Source organism: Luteibacter sp. GL_149 (assembly GCF_057834065.1).
This window is the reverse complement of the sequence record NZ_CM174395.1, coordinates 1,307,886-1,331,309: the sequence shown is the minus strand read 5'-3', so window position 1 is coordinate 1,331,309 and position 23,424 is coordinate 1,307,886. Positions and strand designations below refer to the sequence as shown.

Here is a 23,424-nt window from a genome sequence, read left to right as displayed (position 1 = left end):
GAACCCTTTCATGCGCATTTACATGCAAACCGTGTCCGACGTCGCCTCCGAGGCGCCGCGTTACGTCCAGATCGTGCTCGAGCAGGATCTCCTGGGCGGCTGGACGCTGTACCGGGAATCCGGCGTGCAGGGTGGAAAGGCGACGCTCAAGCGCGACGTCTACCTGGAGCGCGATGCCGCGCTCGCCGCGTTCGCGAAAGCTCGCGACGCGCAGATCAAGCGAGGTTTCAAAGTAATGTTCAGTCAGGGATTGGAGTCCGAGCATGGTCGATGAGGTTCTCGTCAACGATCGCTTCCTGCGCGCACTGCGCCGCGAACCGGTCAATACCACGCCCGTCTGGGTCATGCGTCAGGCCGGTCGTTACCTGCCGGAATACCGCGAAACCCGCGGCCGCGCGGGGAGCTTCATGGGCCTGGCGACGAATCCGGAACGGGCCTGCGAAGTCACGCTGCAACCGCTCGATCGCTTCGACCTGGACGCGGCGATCCTGTTCTCCGACATCCTCACCATTCCCGATGCGATGGGTCTCGGCCTGTCTTTCGCGAACGGCGAAGGTCCGCGTTTCGCGCGCCCGGTCCGCAGTGCGGCCGACATCGAACGGCTGGCCGTGCCCGACATGGACGGCGAACTGCGCTACGTGATGGACGCCGTACGGCTGATCCGCCAGGAATTGCATGGCCGCGTACCGCTGATCGGTTTCTCCGGCAGTCCGTGGACGCTGGCCTGTTACATGGTCGAAGGCGAAGGATCGCGCGATTTCGCGCGCGTGAAAGCGCTGGCGTGGAACGAGCCCGCGCTTGCCCACCGGTTGCTGGATACCGTGGCGCGCTCCGTCGCCGTCTACCTGATCGCCCAGGCGAACGCCGGTGCGCAGGCGCTGATGATTTTCGACACCTGGGGCGGCCTGCTCGGCCCCGCGCCTTTCCGCGAATTCTCGCTGCGCTATATGTCGCAAGTGGTCGACGCACTGAAGGCCGATGCCGCCAGCCGCGACCTGCCGGTGATCCTCTTTTCCAAGGGCGCCATGGGCCAGCTCGAAGCGCTTGCCGATACTGGCTGCACGGGCCTTGGCATCGACTGGAGCATCGACATCGGCGAAGCACGCCGCCGTGTCGGCGATCGCGTCGCGCTACAGGGCAACCTCGATCCGGCGGTATTACGCGCCAGCCCCGAGATCGTGGAACGCGAAGCGCGCGCCGTGCTGGACAGCTTCGGCAACCACCCCGGGCACGTATTCAACCTGGGTCATGGCATCACGCCGGAAGTGGACCCGGAGAACGTGAAGGTGCTGGTGGATACGGTGCATGCGCATGGGCGGAAGATTCGCGGCGCATAAGCCCAAGCCCTCTCACCGTCGCTACGCAGGCGGGAGCCCAGTGCGGTGCAATCGGTTGTCGCGACAACGTTCGCTCACGCTCTTAAATGGTTCTTCACGCATTACCGGGAACGGCTTGAGGTGTCTTGTCGAGCCTCGGACGAGGACAGCCGCCTCACGCTCGTGCGTCGGGGAGGCCGCGACCGGGTTGGCCCTTGGGGCCTTCGGCGCCGTCCCTGCGGGAGCGGGCCGTAGTGCCGCTTCGCTCCGTCACTAGGCATCGCGGCCCTCGGCGAAGGCGGCCCCAAGGACCAACCCGGCCACGGCACCGTCGACGGCGGTTTGCTGAAGACAGAGCGCGAGCCAAGCACGTGACGGAACCGAACCGGATGCGGCCATGACGCGTCCTGCGTCACGCGCTGCCTTCCCCCACCCAACCGCAACCCCCGGAAGAGCCGTCGGCCACCGCCCTCGACGCGACTTGCGGAACCGAGCGCGGCGGGCGGACAAGGCCCGCAGGGGGCGGACCAGGACGGTCCGCCGTTTTCGCTGAGGCAGGAGCCGAATCGAAAACCCCCGCCCGCCGCGCGGGCGCGGCGGGGCGCAGCCATTAAGACACCAGCCGCACAGCGGCTATCCCTTCCCGAGCGACGGTGGAGACGGAGCGTCGAGGGCGGTGGCCGACGGCTCGTCGCGAAGCGTCCGAGCGCGAAAGCGATGGCGAAGCCGAGCCCGCCCCGACCATGCGTGAAGAACCGTTTAAAAGCGCAACCGTCCGCGATATCGTCCACCCAGCCACTATCGCTCTGGGTCTGACCGCGCAGCGACGGCGAGGGGTAGAAAAGCCACGCGAAAACCCTCGCACGGCTCGTCCCGGCATCAGAACCGGTTCGGCCCCGCCACGTGGCACTTCGTCAGCTCCTGACGCGCCGTCGCGACAGCGGCGCCATCGCCGGCCTGCGTGCGCATCTCGACGACCGTCTGCCAGTTGCGCGCGCACAGGCTGCCGAGTTTCGGTCCCAGCTGGTACGACTGACGCGCCAGCTTTTCCGCCAGCGGATAGTCCTGCATGCGCACCGCGACTTCCGCGCGGTCCTGGATGATTTCCGGCGCTTCCGGCGCCAGCTTCAGGGCGGAATCGAGCTTGGCGGCCGCATCCGGATAGCGGCCGGCGCGCTCGTCGGACTGCGCCGACTGCTGCAGGCCCTGCACACCCGGATCGCGCAACGGCGCGACGTCGATGGTGGACTTTTCGCGCTCGCCCGCCGCGCGGATCTGCGCGACGATGTCGTAATTCGGTTTGCTGGGACGGGTGGCCTGCGGCGGCGCGGGCTGGCTGCAGGCGGCGATCAGGGTGACGGTGGCAAGTGCGCACAAACGAAAACGATGCATGGTCAATCCGTAGGATTACTGGGAACGGGAGGCGCCGGTTCGGCATCACCGCCGCCGAACATACCCTTGAATCGCTGCCAGAAACAGCCCTCTTCCTGATCGGGCATGTAACCGGTCACGAACGGGAGTTGCCGGGAACCTTCGCACTGCGGGTCGGTACGCTTTCCGCTTTGCGGATTCACGAACGCCATTTCCAGGCCTTCGCCGGGCGCCGTCGACAGCGGACGGGTCGGGAGCTTACGGAACAGTTCCTGCCAGACGCGCATGCTGCCCGTGGCGCCATACAGGCCCGTGGGCTTGTTGTCGTCGCGGCCCATCCAGACGATAGCCAGATGTTCGCCCGTGAAACCGGCAAACCAGCTGTCGCGCTGACTGTCGCTGGTGCCGGTCTTGCCGGCGGCGTGCAGCCAGGAAAGCCCCGAATTGCCGATAGCCGCCGCCGTACCGCTGGTGACGACCTGCTGCATCGCCCACGTGGTCAGGCGCGCGGCGGTCTGGTATTCGCCGTTACCGCCCTTGACCTCGTAACGCTTGATCGCCTGCCCCTTGTTATCCATCACGCCGCGTACCGCGATCAGCGGCAGCGCATGGCCGTCGGCGGCGACGTATTCGTAAAGCTGCGCGACTTGCAGAGGCGAAAGATCCACGGCGCCGAGCAGCAGGGACGGACTCGGGTTGACGTCTTCCAGCCCGAACGATTCGAGGAAGGCCTTGATCCGCGATACGCCCACGGCCATGCCGAGATTCACCGTCGCAAGATTCCACGAATGCACCAGCGCGTCGACCATCGGCACCTGGCCGTGGACTTCGCGATCGTCGTTCTTCGGCGTCCAGGGCGTGCCGTCGGGCTGACGCATGTTGATCGGGGAGTCGTCGACGATACTCGCCAGCGACCAGCGCGACGGCTGCGACAGCGCGACCAGATAAACCAGCGGCTTGACCAGCGAACCGATGGGACGGCGTGCGTCGAGTGCGCGGTTGAAGCCCTGGTCGCCGGGATCGCGACTGCCGACCACCGCGAGTACCCGGCCCGTGGAAATATCGGTGACCACGGCCGCGGCCTGCGCGGCTTCGCCACGCTTGCCCAATGACTTCACCGTCGTGACGATGGCTTGTTCGGTATAGAGCTGCGCGGCAGGGTCCAGCGTCGTGAAAATGCTCAGGCTGCCGTCGCGCAACGCGGCCTCGTCGAAGTCCGCCGTGATCTGCGCGCGTACCAATTGCATGAAAGCGGGGAAACGATTGTGCGGCAATTGCGCATTGCTGCTGATCCCCAACGGCGTGGCCTGCGCGGTTTTCAGCGCCGCGTCGTCCATCAGGCCGGTATCGTGGAACTGCTGCAATACGAGGTTGCGGCGCGATAGCGCACGGTCCGGATAACGGCGCGGATCGTAATAGCTCGGGCCTTTCACCATGCCGATGAGCAGTGCGATCTCCTGCGGGCGCAGGTCCTCCAGGCGACGCCCGAAATAGAATTCGCCGCCCGCGGCAAAACCGTGCACCGCCTGACTGCCCTGCTGCCCCAGGAAGACCTCGTTGACATAGGCCTCCATGATGCGGCCCTTGCTGTAGTGGGCTTCCATCAACAACGAAAGAATCGCCTCGTTGACCTTGCGCAGCATGTTCTGGTCGCGCTCGAGGAACAGATTTCGCACCAGCTGCTGGGTCAGCGTCGACCCACCCTGCACCGTATGGCCCGCACGCAGATTGGCGAACGACGCGCGCGCGATCGCGGAGAAGTCCAGGCCGATGTGATTTTTGAAATCGCGGTCCTCGACGGCCTGCAACCCCGAGACGAGCAGCGGCGGCACGTTATCCAGACGCACGATGCGACGCTCTTCCTGCTGCGCGCCGTACAGCGTGGCAATGCGCGCCGGATCGAGGTGCGCTTCCTGCATCGGCTTGCCGTTGGCGACGTCCACCAGCGAGGTGATCTGACCGTTGCCCAGCCCGACGCGGATGCGGTGTGGCAACTCGCCACCATCCGGTCCGGCGAAGCCTCGCGAGGCAATCGTGAAACGCGATCCATCCTTGGCGTAACTGCCGGGCACCTGCCCACCACCCGAGGTGGTGTAGCCGGCGAAGGTCAGTTCCAGTTCCAGCGCGGCCGGCGTCATCGCCCGGCCCGGCTCGATCGGCAGCGGGCGCGCATAGACGCGCGTGGGCACCGCGAATACCAGGTCGTTGAAACGATCCTGCAGGCGCGCGTTGAGGATCAGGGTATAGGGCAGGAGGAAACCGAATAGCAGGCCCATGACGAGCCAGAACGGAATGCGCAGCCATGGCCAGCTAACACGCAGGATGGAGCCGAGGCGGTTCAGGAATGCCAACGCGGAGTTGCCTTCGGGAAAGAGATGGAAGAGATGATAGGGGCATGAGCCCGGCGCCCATCTGAACGGATGATGGCTAAGCGGTGGCGCGCGGTGCCCGATCGGGGGGTTGCCAGGTGGCGGGAGTGGGGACGAAAGGTCTCGGAACGACCCCCAGAACGGCGATCAGGTCAGCATTATCGGCGATCAGGTCGTTATCGAGACGATCGATAGCCCCGCGAACCCGTGGTAGCAGACGAGCCGCCAGTTGCAGGACAGGACGCGGCACGGGCAGCGGTAATGTGATCCCCGGCACGCTGCCCCGGACACGGCGGAACATCTCGCTCGAGGTCAGCCGCTCTCCACCACCGATCTGGAAGATGCGCCGACGCGCTCCGTCGCGTTCGATGGCCGCGACGACCGCCGACGCGATATCGTCGGCGTGTACCGGCTGGCGCAGACCCCGGCCAGCGGGTAGCGGGAAAACGTGGCTCGCACAGGCACGACGGGCCAGCGGTGTCAGGCTCTTGTCCGTGCCAGCGCCATAGACCAGCGTCGGCCGGAACACCGTCCATGGCATACCACGCCGGTCGCAGCTTTCGGCCAGCAAGACTTCGCTTGCCAGTAGCCGCTCGGACAATTCGCGCTCGACCGTCACGGCCGACGCCTTCTTGGTTTCCGCGCTCATCGAGCCGGTAGCGATGACATGCGGCGTACCGCCAAGAGAAACACCGGCCAACCACGCCGCCAGTCCATCGAGCGGACCGAAACTGACGATGGCCTCGACCTCGCCGACATCGGGCATGTGGGGAAGCGCACCCGCGAGCCAACGCACCGATGGTGTCGACGGATGCGGCTGGCGACTGAGCGCAACCACGTCGCGGCCGGTCGCCACGATGCGCGGCAGGAAGAAGTGACCGATCTGGCTCGATGCGCCGATAACGAAAACCGTCATGCCGGGTCAGTGCGCCCTGCCCACGCGAGAGTAGGCCATTTGCAGCCGCGGATCGTTGGGCTCCAGCCGGCGCGCGTGTTCCAGAGCCTGCAACGCGTTCGACTGGTCGCCCGCCGAAGCGCGTTCCAGTCCCTGGTCGATCCAGGCGCTGGCGAGTCGGCGGCGAAGATCGACCTGGCCGGTGTCGCCGGGCGCCAGATCGGCCAGTGTTCCGAAGAGGTCTTCCGCACGCGGCAGATTGCCATTGCCAAGCGCCTGCTGGAACTGACGCTCGACCTGCGAAGGCAGGCTTTGCAGTCCCGCGCGTGCCGCGTCGTTGTTGCCGTCGATCGCCAACGCGCCGCGATAGAGGTCGTACGCGCTTTCGCCGGGCGGCGTCATGATGTCGCCCCGGCCGGCTGCCGCCTGCGCCTGACGGACCATGCTGGCGACCCGCGCCGCCTGCTCGGGACTCACGGCCATCGACGCCTCGGGGGCGGCATTGCCTGCCGTCGCGGTGCCGGTGCCCGGCGCGGACGGCTTCGCGCGACCCGGCAGGCGCGAACGCGTGGCGGCCAGTTCGGCGGACTTGGGCGCGAGCTTTTCGGCCTCGTCCAGCAAATGGCTGGCCTGGGTGTTGTCGTTGCTGTCCAGCGCCGCGTTGGCCTGCACGATCAGCGCCTGGGCAACCTGCCCCAGACCCGCCTTCGCCGCGGCATTGTCCGGATCGGTGGCAAGCACCGCGCGAAAACGGGCCAGTGCGTTGTCGTCGCCATCGCCGGTGAAGCGTCCGGCGCGCAGTGCATCGCCGCCCTGCTGGAGCAGGTCGTTGACGGCCTGGTTATCCTGCTTTTTCGTTTCGGCCTGCGAGGCGCGCAACGACGGAAGTTCGGCATAACCGGGCACGAGCACGGCGATGCGATCCACCAGCGCATCGGCTTTCGTTTTGTCGCCCGCGGCAAGCGCCTGACGCGCCTGCGCCGCCAGCGCGTCGCCGACCTTGTCGAGACCGCGCGCCGCGACGGTATTGGTTTTGTCGGCGTCGAGCACGCGGCGATAAAGCGCACCCGCGCCGTCATCGCCGTCGAATTTACCGGCCGCGAACGCCGTCTGCGCCTGATCGATCAGCGTTTCCGTCTGCGCCTGCGGATTGCGCGCCTGCGCCAGCTGCTGGGTAAGACGCTCGACATCGCTGCCGCCGCCAAGCAATTCGCGCGCGGCGTTGAGAGCGGCTTCGGCTTCGTCGTAGCGACCGGCGGTAAGCGCCGCATCGGCACGCGCCACTTCGGCCTGCCCGACCCGGCGCAAGCCATCGCGGGCCTGATCGTTGTCCGGCTGCTGGGCGCGGGCCTTTTCGAAGAGTTCGCGTGCGCTGTCGCCATCGCTACCGTCCAGCCGTCCGGCGGCCAGCGCCTGGTTAGCCTGACCGAGCACGTCGTTGAGTTCGGTACTGGGCACCAGGTTGCGCAGGCGATCCTGCTGCAGCCACAAGACGGTTCCACCGCCGATCAGGACCAGGACGAGCACGGGCAGCAGCCAGCCGCGCTTACCGCCGGAGCGACGCGGAGGCGGTGCGCCCGGTGCGCGGCGACGCGGCTCGTCGACGACGATCTTCGGCAGTCCGTCGTCCACCGGCGCCGGCGAATCGAGGTCGTCGAGCCGCCCGAGCGTGGGCTCGGTGCGGCCGCGCTGGCCGTGGTCGTTGTTGTCTCGACGTCCGCTCATGGTTATTCCGATTCCGTTTCAGCTGAAAAGCTTAACACCGGCATCCGGAGCCATTCCGGGCGCAAGCTCCCACGTTTACCTCTCGGACGGCATGCTTCCCGGAACATTACGTCAATCAGACCGGCGGACGGACCGGGTACGGGTGCAGCTTAGTCAGCGAGATCGACATACCGTCGTTGCCGACGACCCGGCAGTGCTCGCGCCGCAGCTGGCGCGGTTCCTTCACGCCGCAACTGTGGGCAATCACACCGACTTCATACATGAGATTGGTGGCGTAGTGATAAACGCGCTCGCTCTTGTCCATGACGACCAGTCCGCGCTGCAACCGGGGATCGTGCGTCGTGATGCCCGTGGGACAGGTATTGCGATTGCACTGCAGCGACTGGATGCAGCCCAGCGACAGCATGAAACCGCGTGCCGAATTGACGAAATCCGCGCCCATCGCCAATGCCCACGCCACGTCGTACGCCGTGATGCATTTGCCCGAACAGACGACCTTGATACGTTCGCGCAACCCTTTGGACAGCAGCGTGTCGACCAGTGCCGGAAGGGATTCGTGCAAAGGCAGACCCACGCCCTCCATCAAGGTCTGCGGCGCGGCACCCGTGCCACCCTCCGAACCGTCGACGATGATGAAGTCCGGCGCGCTTTCGATGCCGCGCTTCCATACCTCGTCGCACAACGCGCGAATCCAGTCGACATCGCCCAGCACGGCCTTGAACCCGGTCGGTTTGCCAGTGAGTTCGCGGATGTGCGCGATCGAATCCATCAGCTGCGACACATTACCGATGTCGGTATGGCGATTGGGGCTCTGCGAATCCTTGCCGACGGGAATACCGCGAATCGCGGCGATTTCCGGCGTGACCTTCGACGCGGGAAGTAATCCGCCGAGACCGGGCTTCGCGCCCTGCCCCAGCTTGATGCTTACCATCTTCACCTGCGCGTGCGCGCAGATTTCCTTCAGCCGATGATCGTCCAGCCGGCCATCTGCCGTGCGACACCCGTACTTCGCCGTGCCGATCTCGAAAATAATGTCGCAGCCGCCTTCCAGGTGATACGGCGCCAGACCACCCTCGCCCGTGTCCATCCAGATGCCTGCGCGCGCGGCACCACGCGACAACGCACTCACCGCCGGTGCCGAAAGCGCACCGAAACTCATGGCGGAAATATTGAAGAACGCCGCGTGCGAATACGGTTCGCGCGCATACGGCCCGATCGTGACGGGACGGGGCTCGACGTGTGCTTCGGCCAGTTCGGGAAACGGCGCATTGACGAAGAACGGGACGCCCTCGGCGCGCAGATCGCGGGTCGATCCGAAAGCCACCGTGTTGTCGACGTTCTTCGCCGCGCGATACACCCATGTGCGTTCGGCGCGATTGAACGGCATCTCCTCGCGATCCATCGCGAACAGGTACTGGCGGAAGAATTCGCCTAGGCGCAGGAAGCCGTAGCGAAAGTGTCCGATGACCGGATAGTTGCGCAGTACGGCGTTGGCCGTCTGATTGCGATCGACGAACCAGACCACGGCCAGCAGCAGTACGAACATCGCGAGCAACAACAGGAGGACCGCCGCCGATATTTCGACGAATACGATCAGCCAGTGTGCGAAACCGGGAGCTTCCATGAGATTTCCTTAGCTTCTTGCGGGACGAACGATTGAGTATCCTCTGAGGATGGGGGATGGGAAGTGGGGGCGCACTTCCGGCGAACGCCTGAGGGAACGACAAGCGCCAGGTGGACGGTGCTTCCGCCAGGCGCTACCGCCCCCCTCGGCCGATCGCCGGATCGACACCCCCACTTCCCACCCCCCATCCCCGCTCCACTAGATTTCGACGCGAATGCGACTGGCCGCGCGCTTGGCTTTTTCGAGCGCCGTTTCGACATCCGCCGCGCGCGCCAGCGTCACCGCCATACGGCGGCGGCCATGGACTTCCGGTTTGCCGAAGATACGCAGCATCGTGTCCGGCTCGACCAGCGCATCGGCCACGCCGTGATAGGTCGGGGCGACACCGTCGCCCTCGACCAGTACCGCGCAGGATGCCGCGGGCGAGAACAGATGAATAGCGGGAATCGGCAGGCCGAGGATGGCGCGCGCGTGCAGCGCGAATTCCGAAAGGTCCTGCGAAATGAGCGTAACCAGACCGGTATCGTGCGGACGTGGGCTGACCTCCGAAAAGATGACCTCGTCGCCGCGCACGAAGAACTCCACGCCGAATACACCCCACCCGCCGAGCGCGCCCGTGACGGCATCCGCCTGGCGCTCGGCTTCGGCGCGTGCACGGTCGCTCATGGGCTGCGGCTGCCAGGATTCGCGATAGTCGCCATCTTCCTGCCGATGACCAATGGGTGCGCAGAACGACACGCCGTCGCGATGACGGACGGTGAGTAGCGTGATTTCGTAGTCGAAGTCGATGAAGCCTTCGACGATAACGCGGCCGCGACCGGCCCGGCCGCCCGCCTGGGCGTATTCCCAGGCGGCGTCGGCATCTTCCGGCTTGCGGATCACGCTCTGCCCCTTGCCGGACGAGCTCATGACCGGCTTGACGACGCAGGGCGTACCCAGTGCGGCGACCGCCTCGCGGAACGCTTCGAGGGTATCGCAGAAACGGTACGGAGAGGTCGGCAGGCCGAGTTCCTCCGCCGCCAGCCGGCGGATGCCTTCCCTATCCATCGTCAGCCAGGCGGCCTTCGCGGTGGGAATGACGCGCAGGCCCTCCTTCTCCATGGCCACCAGCGTGGGGGTATGGATGGCCTCGATCTCGGGCACGACGAGATCGGGACGCTCCGATTCGATCAGGGCGCGGAGCTGAGCGCCGTCCAGCATGTCGATCACGTGACTGCGGTGGGCCACCTGCATGGCCGGCGCATTGGCATAGCGGTCGACGGCGATCACCTCGATGGCGAAGCGCTGCAGCTCGATGGCCACCTCCTTGCCCAGCTCGCCGGAGCCCAGCAGGAGGACGCGCAGGGCGTTATCGGAGTGCGGGGTGCCGAACGACTTCATGGGGGGAACTCCGGGAAAAGATGCCGCCAATTCTAGCCGGTCGCCGGATGTGGGGCCGGGGGGTATTGACTGCGTTTGTAAACGTGCTGTCATGGAGCCGTCCCCACACAACCCGGACCCGCGGCCATGCGATGCAGTATTGCTGTTTTCGCCGTCCTCCTGTGCCTGGTCCCGACACTGTCCCGGGCCGAGCGTACGTGGCTTACCGTGCTCATGGATGGCCGCAAGGTGGGTCACCTCACGATCGACCGCGATATCGCCGGCGATCGCGTGACCACCTTGCAGACACTCGACTTCCGCCTCACCCGGGCGCGAACGCCGCTGGCGATCCATACCGAGATACGCAGCGTCGAAAACACGCAGGGCGCCCCGCTCGCCTTCTACGCGCAGACGAAAATGTCCTCGCGCGAAAACCGTGTCGAAGGCACCCGGCTCGACGACGGCTCGTTCCAGGTCGCCAACGACGTCGGTGGCCAGTCCCACGTCAACCTGCTGATCTGGCCGACGGGCGCCGCTCTCGCCGAAGGGCAGCGCCTGGCCATGCTCGCCGGCGGGTGGAAAGCCGGCACGCGTTACCAGATGCGCAGTTTCGATGCGATCCGGCAGCAGGTCGCCGATGTGGATATCGTGGTCGTGGGCGACGAAGTGGTCGACATGCCGAACGGACAGGCCACGCTGCACCATCTGCGCCAGACGCTCGCCGGAGCACGGAGCGATCACGTGCTGGACATCTGGCTGGACGATAACGGCCGGATTCGCCGGGGTATTTCGCCCTTGCTCGGATTCCGTCTGGAAATGCTGGAATGCGACGAACACTGTGCCATGGCGCCCGATCAGGACGTGGATCTTCTGCGCGCGGCGATGATCGAGTCTCCCCGACTGCTGACGCCGAACCTGCGTAGCGCACCGATGCGCTACATCGCGTCGATCCGCGGCGACTTCCCGCAGCCCTTCGCGGAAACGGACGAACAGCACGTGACCGATCTGGGGGATGGCCTGTGGCAGCTCGACGTCGGCTTCGCCCGTGGTCGTGTCGAAGCGCCGCCTTCGCCGGAAGACACCGCCTCCAATGCCTGGGTGCAGTCCGACGACCCCGAAATTATCGCCGCGGCAAAAGCCGCGGTCGGCGATGCCTCCAGCGATCTGCAACGCATCCGCCGTCTTCGTAGTTTTGTCACGGCGTACATCCCCGAAAAAGGCATGGATGTCGGCTACGCCTCCGCCCTGGAAACATTGCATACGCATCGGGGCGACTGTACCGAGCACGCCGTGCTGCTCGCCGCGCTCGCCCGATCGCAGGGCATTCCGACCCGCGTCATTACCGGGGTGGTGTACGCGGACCGGTTCGGCGGCGCGAACCGCGTATTCGTTCCGCATGCCTGGGTCCAGGTCTGGCTGGGGCACAACTGGGTCAGTTTCGACTCCGCCCAGCGACGCTACGACGCCACGCATCTCGCGCTGGGTATCGGCAACGGCGATCCGTGGAAGTTCTTCGCCGCCATGAATGTGCTGGGCAAGATCCGCATCGAGAAAGCCCTGCCCGGGTCGAACCTGATGGATATGCCCGGACCCTCCCCCTCGATAATCATCGCGGGTGGCGCAGCCGGGGGGAAATGACCGTCGATCCGTGCACTCGCCGGCGGCACTTGAAGTAGATATCAATTTGATATCTACTTTCTCCGTCCAACTGGGGGTTGCGCCATGAACGAACGTTCCGCTTTTTCCCTTCCCGGCATTCCGGTCCTTCTGGTACTGCTGCTCTGCGGTCTCGGGGGCGCCACGCAGCTCGCGACTTCCGGCAACCAGACCGCGCCGCCCGCTTTCTTCCTGGCCGCGGGTCTGTTCATTCTCGCGGGCTTCCTGGCCAAGGGGCTTTTTCAGGTCCAGCCCAATCAGGGCCAGGTCATGCAGCTGTTCGGCAAGTACGCCGGCACGGCACGCATCGAAGGCCTGCGCTGGACGAATCCGTTCTACAGCCGCCGCCCCGTCAGCCTGCGCGTGCGCAACTTCGAAAGCAGCAAGCTCAAGGTCAACGACGCCGACGGCAATCCGATCGAAATCGCCGCCATCGTCGTCTGGCAAGTCGTCGATACCGCCGAAGCCGTCTTCTGCGTGGATAACTTCGAGAACTTCGTCCTCATCCAGAGCGAATCCGCGCTCCGGCAGATGGCACAGAGTTATTCGTACGATGCGCACGACGACAGCAAGCCCTCGCTGCGCAGCCATGGCGACGTCGTCAATGGCCACCTGCGCGACGAGATCGAAGCACGCCTGATGAAGGCCGGCATGCAGGTGGTCGAAGCGCGCATCAGTCATCTGGCTTACGCGCAGGAAATCGCACAGGCCATGCTGCAACGCCAGCAGGCTAATGCCATTGTCGCCGCACGCGAACGCATCGTGGAAGGCGCCGTGGGCATGGTCGCGATGGCACTCGACAAATTGCGCGAGCAAGGCGTGGTCGAACTCGACGAAGAGCGCAAGGCGGCCATGGTTTCGAACCTGCTCGTCGTGCTGTGCGGCGATCGCTCCACGCAACCCGTCGTCAACGCCGGCTCGCTATACAGCTGACCGACGCGTGGCGAACGAGAAAAAAGCCTATCCGCTACGCATCAGCACGACCGTGCTCGATGCGATGCAGCGCTGGTCGGAAGACGAGTTGCGCAGCGTGAACGCCCAGATCGAGTACGTGTTGCGCGATGCGTTGCGCAAGGCCGGCCGGTTGAAGGCCGAGAAGAACGAAGAGCCAGAAGATCGAGAAACCTGACGACCACCGCAGACCTGGAAGACCACCGCAGACCTGTGGGAGCGCGCCTGCGCGCGAAAGCCGACGAAGCGGGGATGCATAGGTGGCATTCGTAGCCGGGAGACCGGGCTCGCGATGTGAGTGCAGGGCTTCATCGCTTCGTCGGCTTTCGCGCGCAGGCGCGCTCCCACAGAAATCCAAAGCGCCTTATCCGGGTCGCCGCAACGCCAGTCCCAGCGCAATCCACCCTGCGATAAACGCCACGCCGCCGAACGGCGTCACGATACCCATCGCGCGCGGCGCACCCAGCGCCAGCGCGTAAAGGCTTCCCGAAAACAGCACGATGCCCACGGAAAAAGCCGCGATAGCGAATCGCCGCGTCCTGCCATCGGGCAATCCCACGACCGTCCCCAGCAACGCCAACGCATGCCAGAAGTGATATTCGACGCCTGTCTTCCAGACCGCGAGTCCCGTATCGTCGACCACGCCACGCAAGGCATGGGCGCCGAAGGCACCCAGGATCACGGCGCTGGCGCCGGCGAGGGCCACGATGGCGGCAAGACCGCCGCTGACATGTTGTCGCATGGAGCCGCTTTCCTTTCGCTGATGTTCCGGGGGATCGCGCGGTTGGCGTATCCTTCGACGGTTGCCTGAAGGAGTGTCGCATGAAGTTGTCCCGCCCGGTCCGTGCCGTTGCCCTGATGGCCTTGCTTGCAATGGCGTTCGCACTGGCCGGCTGCCAACGCGATGCACAACCGCAATGGCGCCTGACGGATGTGTCGGGGCACCTTCCCGATCTCGACTTCCGCCTGACCGACGACAACGGGCATGCCGTGACCGGCGCCGATTACAAGGGCAAGGTCGTGCTGATGTATTTCGGGTATACGCATTGCCCCGACGTATGCCCGCTGACACTGACCCAGCTGCATGTCGTCATGCAGCGCCTGGGCGCCCCTGCGGACGATGCGCGCATCCTTTTCGTCAGCGTCGATCCTGCGCGCGACACGCCCGAAATCATGCATGCCTACGTCAACGCATTCGACAAGCGCGCCGTCGGCCTGATCGGTTCGGAACGCGACACCGAAGCCCTGGCCAAACGCTACCGTTCGGCGTTCACCCGCGAGCCCGATCGCGGCGATGGTGCATACGACGTCAGCCACAGCTCGGCCATCTATATTTTCGATCGCGACGGCAAGGCACGCCTGCTGGCAACACCTTCCGCCGCACAGGACGACATCGTCCACGATCTGCACCTGCTCATCGGACTCGGAGCCAAGTCATGAAGACCCACCTCATCGTCGCCCTCGCCGGCCTGACCCTCTGCCTTGGCGCACAGGCGAACGATGCCGCGTCGGTACATGCAACCAACGCATGGATTCGCGTGCTCCCCGGCACCCTTCCAGCCGGTGGTTACGTGGACTTCGCGAACGATTCCGATCACGCGCTGAAGATCGTCGACACCGACAGCCCCGCTTACGGTCACGCGATGCTCCATCGCAGTAGCACCGATGGCGGCATGGGCCGCATGGAGATGCTGAAAAGCGTCGACCTGCCGGCGCAGACCACGACGAAATTTGCGCCAGGCGGCTACCACGTCATGTTGATGGATGCCGGCAAGCCGGTGAAAGCCGGCGACACGGTCGTCGTGAATTTCCACCTGGCCGATGGCAGCGTGCTGCCAGTGAACTTCGTCGCGCGCCCCGCGAACGCGAACGGCCCGAAGGACTGAGCTTATTTCGTGACGAACGACGCCGGCGCATCGCCGGCGTCGATATCCTCGCGGTACAACTCCACGACATCCGCCGAAGGCGGTCCTTCGTGCAGCCACGATTCAAGCCGATCGATGGCTAGCGAGTCGCCATAAGCGACCACTTCAACACTGCCATCCACAAGATTCCTCGCATGCCCCGTCAACTTCAGACGTGTGGCCTCGTCGCGCGCGGACGCCCGGAAAAACACGCCCTGCACACGACCGCGAATAAGAAAACGGACGGCTTTCATGGCTACTTCCCCTTGGCGACAGCCTCGGCGAGTTTCTGCGATGTGACGGGGCCGACGAAGCGCTGGGCAACATGCCCGTCGGGAGCGATCAGGTACGTCGTCGGCAGGCCACGCGGCTCATCGAAATCCTTCGGCGGGTTGCCGATGTCAAGCTGTGCGATCGGATAGACGACCTTGTGCTGGTCGAGGAAGGCGACGATGTCTTTCCTGTCCGTGTCTTCGTAAGCGAGGCCGATGGCGGTAACGTTCTTATGACTGGCGACGAAATCCGAAATATCCGGCATTTCCTTGATGCACGGCACGCACCAGGTCGCCCAGTAATTCACGATGACCCAGTGACCGCGTTTCGCCGCGAGATCGAACGTCTTGCCATCCAGCGTGGCGATCTTCAACGTGGGCTTCCTGGCCGTTTCCGCCATGACGGGCGCGACGAGCGCAGCAAGCGCGCACAGGGCGAACAATCGGAATTTCATGTAACGGAATCCTCGGTTGGAACAGGTATGACGGAGGGAGGGTATAGATGGTCGAGCCGCGCGCCAAGCGTCGCATCGAGCGCACTCGCCAACGCATCGAGCAATGCGAGCAGGTCGGCGGGAAGGTAGATGCCCAGGGCCTCGACCTGCTCGCGCGGACGCAGCGGAAGACGATACTGCGTGCAGCGATAAACGCGCAGCAGTTCGGTGCTGTCCAGGCTACGCGACAGCAACCAGCCACCGGATTCGCCGCGCTGGATCATGTCCGCGCGCTGGAGGTCTTCGAAGTAACAGGCGATGGCGCTGGACTGCAGATAGGGCTCGCGCACACGCACCGTGGCCGGGTCCAGGCTGTCGCCAGCGCGCTGCGCATCGACGAAATGACGCAACACCACCAGCAGGCCGAGGAATTCCGCACCTTCGGGCAAGGCCTCATGCGGCATTACGTACTCGAAAGCGGAGATCGACGCGGCGATCGATGCACCAAGGATCACGATGATCCAGGACAGATAAATCCACAGCAGGAAAATTGGAATGGCGGCGAGTGCCCCATAGATTTCCTGATACGTGGGTGCATTGCGTACGAACAGCGTGAAACCCCATCGCGCGATTTCGAACAGGATGGCGCCGAGCAACGCCCCCATCGCTGCGTGCCGGTAAGACACCCGGCGGTTCGGAATCATGGTGTACATCAGGCAGAGCGTCACGAACGTGATCACGAACGGCAGGATGTTCAGCAATCGCGGCAACCCGAACTGACTGGCCGCTTCGTTGATCAGCGGGAATGCGGTGATGTACGACGTCAGCACCAGACCACCCACGACCAGGATCGGCCCGAGCGTGAGCGATGCCCAGTACAGCAGCAGACGCGACGTCCATCCGCGCGACTTGCGTACGCGCCAGATGCGGTTGAGGCGATCCTCGATGCTTATCATCATCGTAATGGCGCTGAACAGCATCACCAGAATACTGATGCCGGTAAGCTGGCTGGCCTTGTCCGCGAAGGCGAGCATGTATTCCTGCACCTTCAGGCCGGCCGCGGGCACAAAGTTTTCGAAGGCGTAGTTGGCAAGGCTGCCGCGCCATTCGGCGAACACGGGGAACGCGGAGAGGATAGCGAACACCGCCACTGTCAGGGGCACGAGCGACACCAGCGTGGTGTACGACAGCGCGCCGGCCGTCTCGAAGCACTTATCGTCGACGAAACGAAGCCAGGTGAAACGCGTGAAACTCAGCACGCGGTCGCGGTTGAAGCGCAAAGCCATGTCGATCCTTTCCGGCCCGGAATGAAACAGAAACGTTAACTTCTGCGAGACTAGCGCATTCGCCAGTACGCACCCAAACATCCCATGCCCCACGAGATCCTCGTTCTTTACTACAGCCGCAGCGGCCATACGGCCCAGCTGGCCCGGTTGATCGCGCGCGGCATCGGCGAAGTACCGGGCATGAGCGCCCGCCTGCGCCAGGTACCGCCCGTGGCGCCGGTCACCGAACTGGCCCAGCCGCCCGAGCCCGACGAGGGTGCTCCATACGCCACGCGCGAGGACCTGGCCGAATGCGTCGGCCTCGCCATGGGCAGCCCGACCCGGTTCGGCAATATGGCGGCGCCGCTGAAGCATTTCCTGGACACCACCGGCGCCGAATGGGCCTCCGGCACGCTGGCCGGCAAGCCGGCCTGCGTCTTCACCTCGACCAGCACCATGCACGGCGGACAGGAATCGACGCTGTTGTCGATGGCCCTGCCCCTGCTGCATCACGGCATGCTGATCGTCGGCCTGCCCTACACCGAGCCCGCACTCAGCACGACGGTAAGCGGTGGCTCGCCTTACGGTGCCAGCCATGTCGCCGGCCCGCGCGGCGACAACGGCATCACCGAACACGAGCGCGAACTGGCACGCGCACTGGGCAAACGGCTCGCCGATGTGGCGCGCCGGCTGGGAACCCCGGCATGACGACGCCCATGACAACGACCCAGCGTGTCGGCCTGTACGCCTGGGCTGCCCTGCTCGTATTGCAGGTCGTCTGGTATGCGTGGCTTTACCCGCCGCAAACGATGTCGCCGGTCCTGACGCTGGCGCTCACCGTCGTTCCCTTGCTGCTGCCGTTGTTCGCCCTGCCCAATATCACCCGCGCCCTGCTCTGGGTCGGCACGCTCGCGCTTTTCTATTTTTGCCATGGCGTATCGGAAACCTGGAGTTCGCCCGCCGACCGCTGGCTGGCGATGATCGAAGTGGTGCTGACCCTGCTGCTTATCGGCACGCTGGGCGCGGGCGTCCGCCGCCGTCGCTGATCGCCTCCACGGGATAGACGCGACGATGAGGGAGGCGCACGCTAACGGCCTGACTCGATCCCGCGACGGAGATACCCATGGGTTTTCTGCAGGACGCGCCGAAACTCGCGCATACCTACCGTAACGACCGCGTACTGCATGCGTATCTCGGGCGCGCCCTGCCGGGCGATCGCTTCGATGCGCTGGAACCGGATCTGGATGCGCTTGGCGACTACGCCACCATGGCCTGGCACCGGCGCGAAATGACGCCGCGGACCGAGCCGGTCCTGACGCAATGGGATGCCTGGGGTCGCCGCGTCGATCGCATCGCTTTGACCCCAGCATGGGAAGAGGGGCCGGGCATCACGACGCGTCACGGTCTGCTGGCAGCCGGTCATGCCGACTTACCCTACGCACGCATCGAACAGTTCGCCCGCGTATACCTCTATCACGTGGCCAGCGAGTTCTATACCTGCCCGCTGGCCATGACCGACGGCGCCGCCACGGCGCTGAAAGCCTCGGGCAATCGCGCCTTGACCGAACGGGCGCTGCCGCATTTCCTGAGTCGCGACCCTGCCGATTTCTGGCTGTCCGGCCAGTGGATGACGGAGACGCGCGGCGGCTCCGATGTCGCGAATACCGAAACCATCGCGCGCCTGGACGAGCACGGCCAATGGCGCCTTTATGGGCGAAAATGGTTCAGCTCGGCCGTTATCGGCGAAGCGGCGCTGGCGTTGGCGCGGCCGGAAGGTGCCGGCCCCGGCACATCCGCTCTCGCACTGTTTTACGTCGAGACCAAGGACGAACGCGGTGCCTGGCGCGACATTACGATCGATCGTCTCAAGCACAAGCTGGGTACGCGCGAACTTCCGACCGCGGAAATCCATCTCCACGGCCTGCCGGCAACCCCGGTCGGGCCGCTGGATCATGGTGTCCGGCAGATCACCCCGATGCTCAACGTCACGCGAACGTGGAACGCTGTCTGCGCCATCGCCAGCATGAGCCGGGCCATCGCGCTCGCCCGCGACTACGCCACGAAGCGCAGCGCCTTCGGTGCGCGCCTCATCGACCAGCCGCTGCATGCCCGCACGCTGGCCGACCTGCAGGCGGAATTCGAAGGCGCTTTCGCCCTCACCTTCTTCGTCGTCGAGTTGCTCGGACGCGTCGAGCAAGGACTGGCCGCCGTGCACGAACCCGCCCTGCTTCGCCTGCTGACGCCGCTTGCCAAGCTATGGACCGGAAAAATGGCCGTCCGCATTACCTCCGAAGCCATCGAATGCTTCGGCGGCGCCGGCTACATCGAAGATACCGGACTGCCCCAGCTGCTTCGCGATGCCCAGATTTATTCGATCTGGGAAGGCACGACCAATGTACTTTCGCTGGACACGCTACGTGCCCTGGGTCCCGCGGGTCTGCAACCGGTGCGCGCGGCGATCGAACAACTGCTGGACAACCACGGCACCGGTCAGGAACGCGCGGCGATCGACGAGACATTCGATAACGTCGAACGCCTGCTGACGTCGCTGCACAACGATCGCGCCGGCCTGGAAGCGTGCGCGCGCGGTGTCGCGTTCACACTTTCGCGCGTCATGGCCGCCGCCCTGCTGGTACGCGCGGCACGCTGGGCCGCCGAACACGGCGATCCCCGCCCCGCAGCCGCCTGCCGGCGGTTCCTCGCGCATGGACTCGACCGGCTCGTGGTGCCCGAGGGTGCCGACGATGCGATGCTCGCGGGGGATCGGGTAGTGAGTGGCGAGCGGGTGGCGAAGGCTTTGTAGTGCCGCGCAGGTAGGCAACATCCGGCAAACCGGCATTCGGCAACCCGGTCAGCAGAACCGAATCGCTCCCGCTCCCCCCTCCGTCGCTCCCGAGCAGGCAGGCGCCCAGGGCGACGCATCGGGTTATCGCGACATCGTCCGTTCATGCTTTCAAAGCAAGATCGTGAGCGACACGGCTCATGCGAGCGTGTCGCACTGGGTCTGCGCAGGAGCGACGGTGAGGGCTAGTACGGCGCGTCCATCCGGCGCACTCCCTCCATCAGGTAAACTCTCCACCTGCCTCCCAGCTTCCCCAGGCCACCATGCAACAGCTCACGATCATCACCACCGGCGGAACCATCGACAAGGTCTATTTCGACGACAAGTCGGATTACCAGATCGGTGCGCCGCAGATCGGCGACATCCTGACCCAGCTCGGGGTCACCTTCCGCTTCGACGTCATTCCCATCCTGCGCAAGGACAGCCTGCACGTCACGGATGAAGATCGCGCGCTGATCCGCAGCACCATCGAAGCGCAGCCGCACCGGCACGTGCTGGTGACGCACGGCACCGACACCATGGTAGAGACGGCCCAGGTTCTCAAAGGCATCCCGGGCAAAGTCATCATGCTTACCGGTGCACTGAATCCCGCACGCTTCCAGGGTTCGGACGCCGTGTTCAACATCGGTTGCGCCGTCGGTGCGGTGCAGACGCTGGACGAAGGCGTCTACATCGCGATGAACGGCCGGATCTGGGACCCGGCGCAGGTGCGCAAGAACCGCGACGCGAATCGCTTCGAAGCAACCTGATTCAGTCGAAACGGGCGGCGGCTCGATCTTCGTAAACCGCGTCGACGGTCGCTCCCGCATCCGCCAGCCCCGCGCCGCATCCTTCCGGGCAACGTCCCGGATACGGACGCGCATTGTCCACCAGCTGACGCGTCACCGTATCCACGTCGATCTTCGGATCGACGGACCGCATCAAGGCCACCAGACCCGCGACATGTGGCGCGGCCATCGACGTACCCGGGTAGTACGCGTATCCGGACCGGGTACGCTGCCGTTCTCCGGTGTCCACTGCCGACACGATGTCGTCGTACTTCACGCCGCTATTGGAGCCGCCCGGCGCTGCCAGCGTCACATCGGCACCATAATTCGAGTACCACGCCACATCGCCCTGTCGCGCCAGCGCGGCCACCGAAACCACACCCGCGCAGTTGGCCGGCGACGACGTCGAAACGTTCTCCGTCGCGTTGCCCGCGGCCACCACAACCACGGTTCCGCGACTCCGGGCACGAGCGATCGCTTTGGCGAATGCTTTCCCACAGGTACCCGGCGCACCGAGGCTCAGGTTGATGACGTCCGCGCGATGCTTGTTCGCAGGTATTCCCTTGACCTTGCCACCCGACGCCCAGACGATCGCATCGGCAATATCGGACGTCGCCCCACCACATCTGCCAAGTACGCGCACCGGAAGTACTTTCGCGGCAGGCGCGATACCGGTCATCCCAACCCCATCGTTCTGCCGGGCGGCAACGATGCCCGCGACATGCGAACCGTGCCAGGACGAAGGAATAAACTGGCGCGCACGACATTCGCCGACTTCGTTCCAGTCGCCCTCGTCGGTGGGATCCGCATCGCGACCGTCGCCGTCCCGCGCCTCGTCGACATCGCCGATGAAGTCGTAGCCATCCAGCAACTGTCCATTGAATTCAGGATGCGGAACGATACCCGTATCGAGCACGGCGACGACAGCCCCTTCGCCACGCGTGCGTTTCCACGCAACCTCCGCGTCGATGCCCACCTTTGGTTCGTTCAGTGCCCATTGCCTCTTCCAGAGCGGATCGGCAACTACCAGGTGATGCAGATAGATGTCCGGCTCAATGTCGACCACGCCACGGATACGCGAGAGATCGGAAACGAGCGCCTCGATCGCGACACCGTCGCGCAACGCGAAGAGCTCTCCCCCGCCAGCCAGTGTGCGGACGTGCGCCAGATCGGCCGCAACGCGCGCGCCCAGTACGGACCGTGTCATGGCAATGGCACGGCGCGCCGTCGAATCGTCATCGAAATGGACGATAAGCCGCTTCGGTGCAATTTCCGCAAAACACGGCATCCCATACGTCAACGCAGTACAAAAAAGCATCGTATATCGGGTAATCATGTCGACTCCTCGTCACGGGAATCGACAATCTAATCGCGCGCGAGCATCCGGTTCATAGGCTTCCATCGGGGACTTCCGTAGTTTGTGCCGAAGGATCCTTGTCTTCGATAAGCCACGCTTTCGAAGCGTCGCCCTAGCGGCGTGCGCTTTCCCGATCCCGGCATCGAACACCTACCCGCGAGAAGGCATCGACGACGACTGTCGTGTCGTGCCCAAGATCGCGCGTGGCAAGGAGCAGCCCGCAGAGACCGCTTTCGAAACGGGAGTCCGGCTTCCAGTACGCAATGTTGGCTCTCGAAGCAATTCTGAAAACCTTCACAAGATCCCAGCCATCCGACTTTGCCATCAAGCAGAAGGCTTTGTTGTAAATGCCGGCGGCATCGTGCGGATCCATCCCGTCGATATACTTGTCCAGATGGTCGATGCCAAACCCGTCGCTGGTCGGCCGGCACATATCCCGCGGCGCAAGTCCACTTTCTGGCCGGATAAAGTCGGCGACCAGCAGGAAATCGTTCTTCTTGCGAACGAACAGCTCGACCGTCTCGCCCGCGAGGTCCGCATATGCTTCGCGAATCGCGTGAGGCTGATCGTCTTTTTCAAACGACAGATCCGAATACCTGCGCACGTAAGCGTGAGCCATTTCATGACCCATGGCATCCAGGCTGACAAATGGATAAGACAGCGGCGCGGCACCGTCGCCTACGACGAACCGGCCCTCGGTGTCCCAGCCCACCGAATTGAATTCCTTGCCGTAGTGAACAATGACGCGAACCGGTTCGAGTGCCGGCGGTTCGCCGAGATAGGTCCTGAACATGTCGGCTGTCGCAGAAAGGAAGGCATGCGCATCGTTGGCTGGCGAATACGCGCCATTGATGGCATCGCCAGCGTGCTCAAAACAGGGAAAAGCGACGGGCTTTCCGTTGCCCACCGTGCCGCCCTCCAGCGTGTACGTCTCGACATCGGCATTCTTCAGCAGACAGGTTCCGTCCACGCGGGTGATACGAAGTGCGGGATAATCGACACCGTACCGGTACATGCCGATACGCTCGTTTCCACCCGGACCCGTACCCAGTGCCAACACCCCTGGATCGGGCGCTATAGCGGCGGCAATGCCGCTTGTCGAGAAGAACCCCATGGCAATGCACAGCATCCACGGGCGAATCGGGGAAAGAGTTCTCATGGTCACGTCCTGTGATTGATGTAGGCGAGATCGCCGGAGCATTTCCGCTCTGGCAGTACGAACATACCCAGCTTGGCTTTGCGCATCCGTCGGCGAACTCCCCTCGCCACTGTAGGTGTTCACTTAAACAAAAAAAGGCCCGGGTGTCGCCACCCGGG

The 23,424-nt window shown here is 64.6% G+C and carries 23 protein-coding genes; 11 read left to right on the top strand and 12 right to left on the bottom strand.

The annotated features are described in order from the left end of the window. Nucleotides 1-10: 10 nt before the first annotated feature. A complete protein-coding gene (locus AC3IR3_RS05950) occupies nucleotides 11-274 on the top strand; it encodes a hypothetical protein (protein ID WP_132147490.1) in 264 nt (87 codons plus the stop codon). Further along, a complete protein-coding gene (hemE, locus tag AC3IR3_RS05945) occupies nucleotides 264-1,337 on the top strand; it encodes a uroporphyrinogen decarboxylase (protein WP_489196041.1) in 1,074 nt (357 codons plus the stop codon). Before AC3IR3_RS05950 ends, hemE begins: the two co-directional genes overlap by 11 nt. An 858-nt stretch (nucleotides 1,338-2,195) precedes the next feature. Here hemE and AC3IR3_RS05940 read toward each other — a convergent pair. From AC3IR3_RS05940 to purT, 6 genes are all read right to left on the bottom strand, one after another. After that, nucleotides 2,196-2,708: a tetratricopeptide repeat protein gene (locus AC3IR3_RS05940; protein WP_489196040.1), complete on the bottom strand. Its 513-nt coding sequence runs from the start codon at nucleotides 2,706-2,708 to the stop codon at nucleotides 2,196-2,198. 2 nt (nucleotides 2,709-2,710) lie between these two features. Beyond that, a complete protein-coding gene (gene mrcB / locus AC3IR3_RS05935; protein WP_132147482.1) occupies nucleotides 2,711-5,038 on the bottom strand; it encodes a penicillin-binding protein 1B in 2,328 nt (775 codons plus the stop codon). A 76-nt stretch (nucleotides 5,039-5,114) separates the two neighbouring features. Beyond that, nucleotides 5,115-5,972 (bottom strand): SDR family oxidoreductase, encoded by an 858-nt coding sequence (locus tag AC3IR3_RS05930; protein WP_489196039.1) that lies wholly within the window; start codon nucleotides 5,970-5,972, stop codon nucleotides 5,115-5,117. Nucleotides 5,973-5,978: 6 nt separating this feature from the next. Next, complete coding sequence (locus AC3IR3_RS05925; RefSeq protein ID WP_489196038.1) at nucleotides 5,979-7,676, bottom strand: tetratricopeptide repeat protein; 1,698 nt, start codon at nucleotides 7,674-7,676, stop codon at nucleotides 5,979-5,981. A 115-nt stretch (nucleotides 7,677-7,791) separates the two neighbouring features. Further along, nucleotides 7,792-9,300, bottom strand: a complete 1,509-nt coding sequence (locus AC3IR3_RS05920; protein WP_489196037.1) for an FMN-binding glutamate synthase family protein — start codon at nucleotides 9,298-9,300, stop codon at nucleotides 7,792-7,794. 198 nt (nucleotides 9,301-9,498) lie between these two features. Next, on the bottom strand, nucleotides 9,499-10,680 hold the full coding sequence (gene purT / locus AC3IR3_RS05915; RefSeq protein WP_489196036.1) for a formate-dependent phosphoribosylglycinamide formyltransferase: 1,182 nt from the start codon (nucleotides 10,678-10,680) through the stop codon (nucleotides 9,499-9,501). Nucleotides 10,681-10,806: 126 nt separating this feature from the next. On the opposite strand from purT, the gene AC3IR3_RS05910 reads away from it, so the two are divergent. From AC3IR3_RS05910 to AC3IR3_RS05900, 3 genes are all read left to right on the top strand, one after another. Beyond that, nucleotides 10,807-12,297, top strand: coding sequence for a DUF6134 family protein (locus AC3IR3_RS05910; RefSeq protein WP_489196035.1), 1,491 nt, complete (start codon nucleotides 10,807-10,809; stop codon nucleotides 12,295-12,297). Between the two features lie 84 nt (nucleotides 12,298-12,381). Next, the gene (locus AC3IR3_RS05905) at nucleotides 12,382-13,248 is read left to right on the top strand and encodes an SPFH domain-containing protein (protein ID WP_489196034.1); all 867 of its coding nucleotides are present in this window, start codon (nucleotides 12,382-12,384) and stop codon (nucleotides 13,246-13,248) included. Nucleotides 13,249-13,255: 7 nt separating this feature from the next. Then, entirely contained in the window at nucleotides 13,256-13,444 is a 189-nt protein-coding gene (locus tag AC3IR3_RS05900) for a type II toxin-antitoxin system antitoxin (RefSeq protein ID WP_489196033.1), read from the top strand. Between the two features lie 186 nt (nucleotides 13,445-13,630). On the opposite strand, the gene AC3IR3_RS05895 is transcribed toward AC3IR3_RS05900, so the two are convergent. Next, nucleotides 13,631-14,008: a DUF423 domain-containing protein gene (locus AC3IR3_RS05895; protein WP_489196032.1), complete on the bottom strand. Its 378-nt coding sequence runs from the start codon at nucleotides 14,006-14,008 to the stop codon at nucleotides 13,631-13,633. 80 nt (nucleotides 14,009-14,088) lie between these two features. Here AC3IR3_RS05895 and AC3IR3_RS05890 point away from each other — a divergent pair, with 80 nt between their 5' ends. Both AC3IR3_RS05890 and AC3IR3_RS05885 read left to right on the top strand, forming a co-directional pair. Further along, complete coding sequence (locus AC3IR3_RS05890) at nucleotides 14,089-14,706, top strand: SCO family protein (RefSeq protein WP_489196031.1); 618 nt, start codon at nucleotides 14,089-14,091, stop codon at nucleotides 14,704-14,706. Continuing rightward, a complete protein-coding gene (locus AC3IR3_RS05885; RefSeq protein ID WP_489196030.1) occupies nucleotides 14,703-15,152 on the top strand; it encodes a copper chaperone PCu(A)C in 450 nt (149 codons plus the stop codon). Before AC3IR3_RS05890 ends, AC3IR3_RS05885 begins: the two co-directional genes overlap by 4 nt. Nucleotides 15,153-15,154: 2 nt before the next feature. On the opposite strand, the gene AC3IR3_RS05880 is transcribed toward AC3IR3_RS05885, so the two are convergent. The 3 genes from AC3IR3_RS05880 to AC3IR3_RS05870 are packed head-to-tail and all read right to left on the bottom strand — an operon-like array spanning nucleotide 15,155 to nucleotide 17,162. Beyond that, nucleotides 15,155-15,424 carry an acylphosphatase gene (locus tag AC3IR3_RS05880; RefSeq protein WP_489196029.1) on the bottom strand — a complete coding sequence of 90 codons (270 nt, stop codon included), beginning with the start codon at nucleotides 15,422-15,424 and terminating at the stop codon, nucleotides 15,155-15,157. Between the two features lie 2 nt (nucleotides 15,425-15,426). Next, nucleotides 15,427-15,897 (bottom strand): TlpA family protein disulfide reductase, encoded by a 471-nt coding sequence (locus AC3IR3_RS05875; RefSeq protein ID WP_489196028.1) that lies wholly within the window; start codon nucleotides 15,895-15,897, stop codon nucleotides 15,427-15,429. Then, entirely contained in the window at nucleotides 15,894-17,162 is a 1,269-nt protein-coding gene (locus AC3IR3_RS05870; RefSeq protein WP_489196027.1) for a YihY family inner membrane protein, read from the bottom strand. Before AC3IR3_RS05870 ends, AC3IR3_RS05875 begins: the two co-directional genes overlap by 4 nt. 84 nt (nucleotides 17,163-17,246) lie before the next feature. On the opposite strand from AC3IR3_RS05870, the gene wrbA reads away from it, so the two are divergent. The 4 genes from wrbA to AC3IR3_RS05850 all read left to right on the top strand — a co-directional run bounded on the left by wrbA (nucleotide 17,247) and on the right by AC3IR3_RS05850 (nucleotide 20,732). Beyond that, nucleotides 17,247-17,849 carry an NAD(P)H:quinone oxidoreductase gene (gene wrbA, locus AC3IR3_RS05865; protein ID WP_132147442.1) on the top strand — a complete coding sequence of 201 codons (603 nt, stop codon included), beginning with the start codon at nucleotides 17,247-17,249 and terminating at the stop codon, nucleotides 17,847-17,849. Beyond that, nucleotides 17,846-18,187 (top strand): DUF2069 domain-containing protein, encoded by a 342-nt coding sequence (locus tag AC3IR3_RS05860; RefSeq protein ID WP_489196026.1) that lies wholly within the window; start codon nucleotides 17,846-17,848, stop codon nucleotides 18,185-18,187. Before wrbA ends, AC3IR3_RS05860 begins: the two co-directional genes overlap by 4 nt. A 77-nt stretch (nucleotides 18,188-18,264) precedes the next feature. Further along, on the top strand, nucleotides 18,265-19,944 hold the full coding sequence (locus AC3IR3_RS05855; protein WP_489196025.1) for an acyl-CoA dehydrogenase family protein: 1,680 nt from the start codon (nucleotides 18,265-18,267) through the stop codon (nucleotides 19,942-19,944). 302 nt (nucleotides 19,945-20,246) lie between these two features. Next, nucleotides 20,247-20,732, top strand: a complete 486-nt coding sequence (locus AC3IR3_RS05850; RefSeq protein ID WP_132147433.1) for an asparaginase domain-containing protein — start codon at nucleotides 20,247-20,249, stop codon at nucleotides 20,730-20,732. Nucleotide 20,733: 1 nt separating this feature from the next. On the opposite strand, the gene AC3IR3_RS05845 is transcribed toward AC3IR3_RS05850, so the two are convergent. Together AC3IR3_RS05845 and AC3IR3_RS05840 are read right to left on the bottom strand one after the other, a co-directional pair. Beyond that, a complete protein-coding gene (locus tag AC3IR3_RS05845) occupies nucleotides 20,734-22,086 on the bottom strand; it encodes a S8 family peptidase (RefSeq protein WP_489196024.1) in 1,353 nt (450 codons plus the stop codon). 133 nt (nucleotides 22,087-22,219) lie between these two features. Next, entirely contained in the window at nucleotides 22,220-23,389 is a 1,170-nt protein-coding gene (locus AC3IR3_RS05840) for a M4 family metallopeptidase (protein ID WP_489196023.1), read from the bottom strand. Nucleotides 23,390-23,424: the final 35 nt, after the last annotated feature.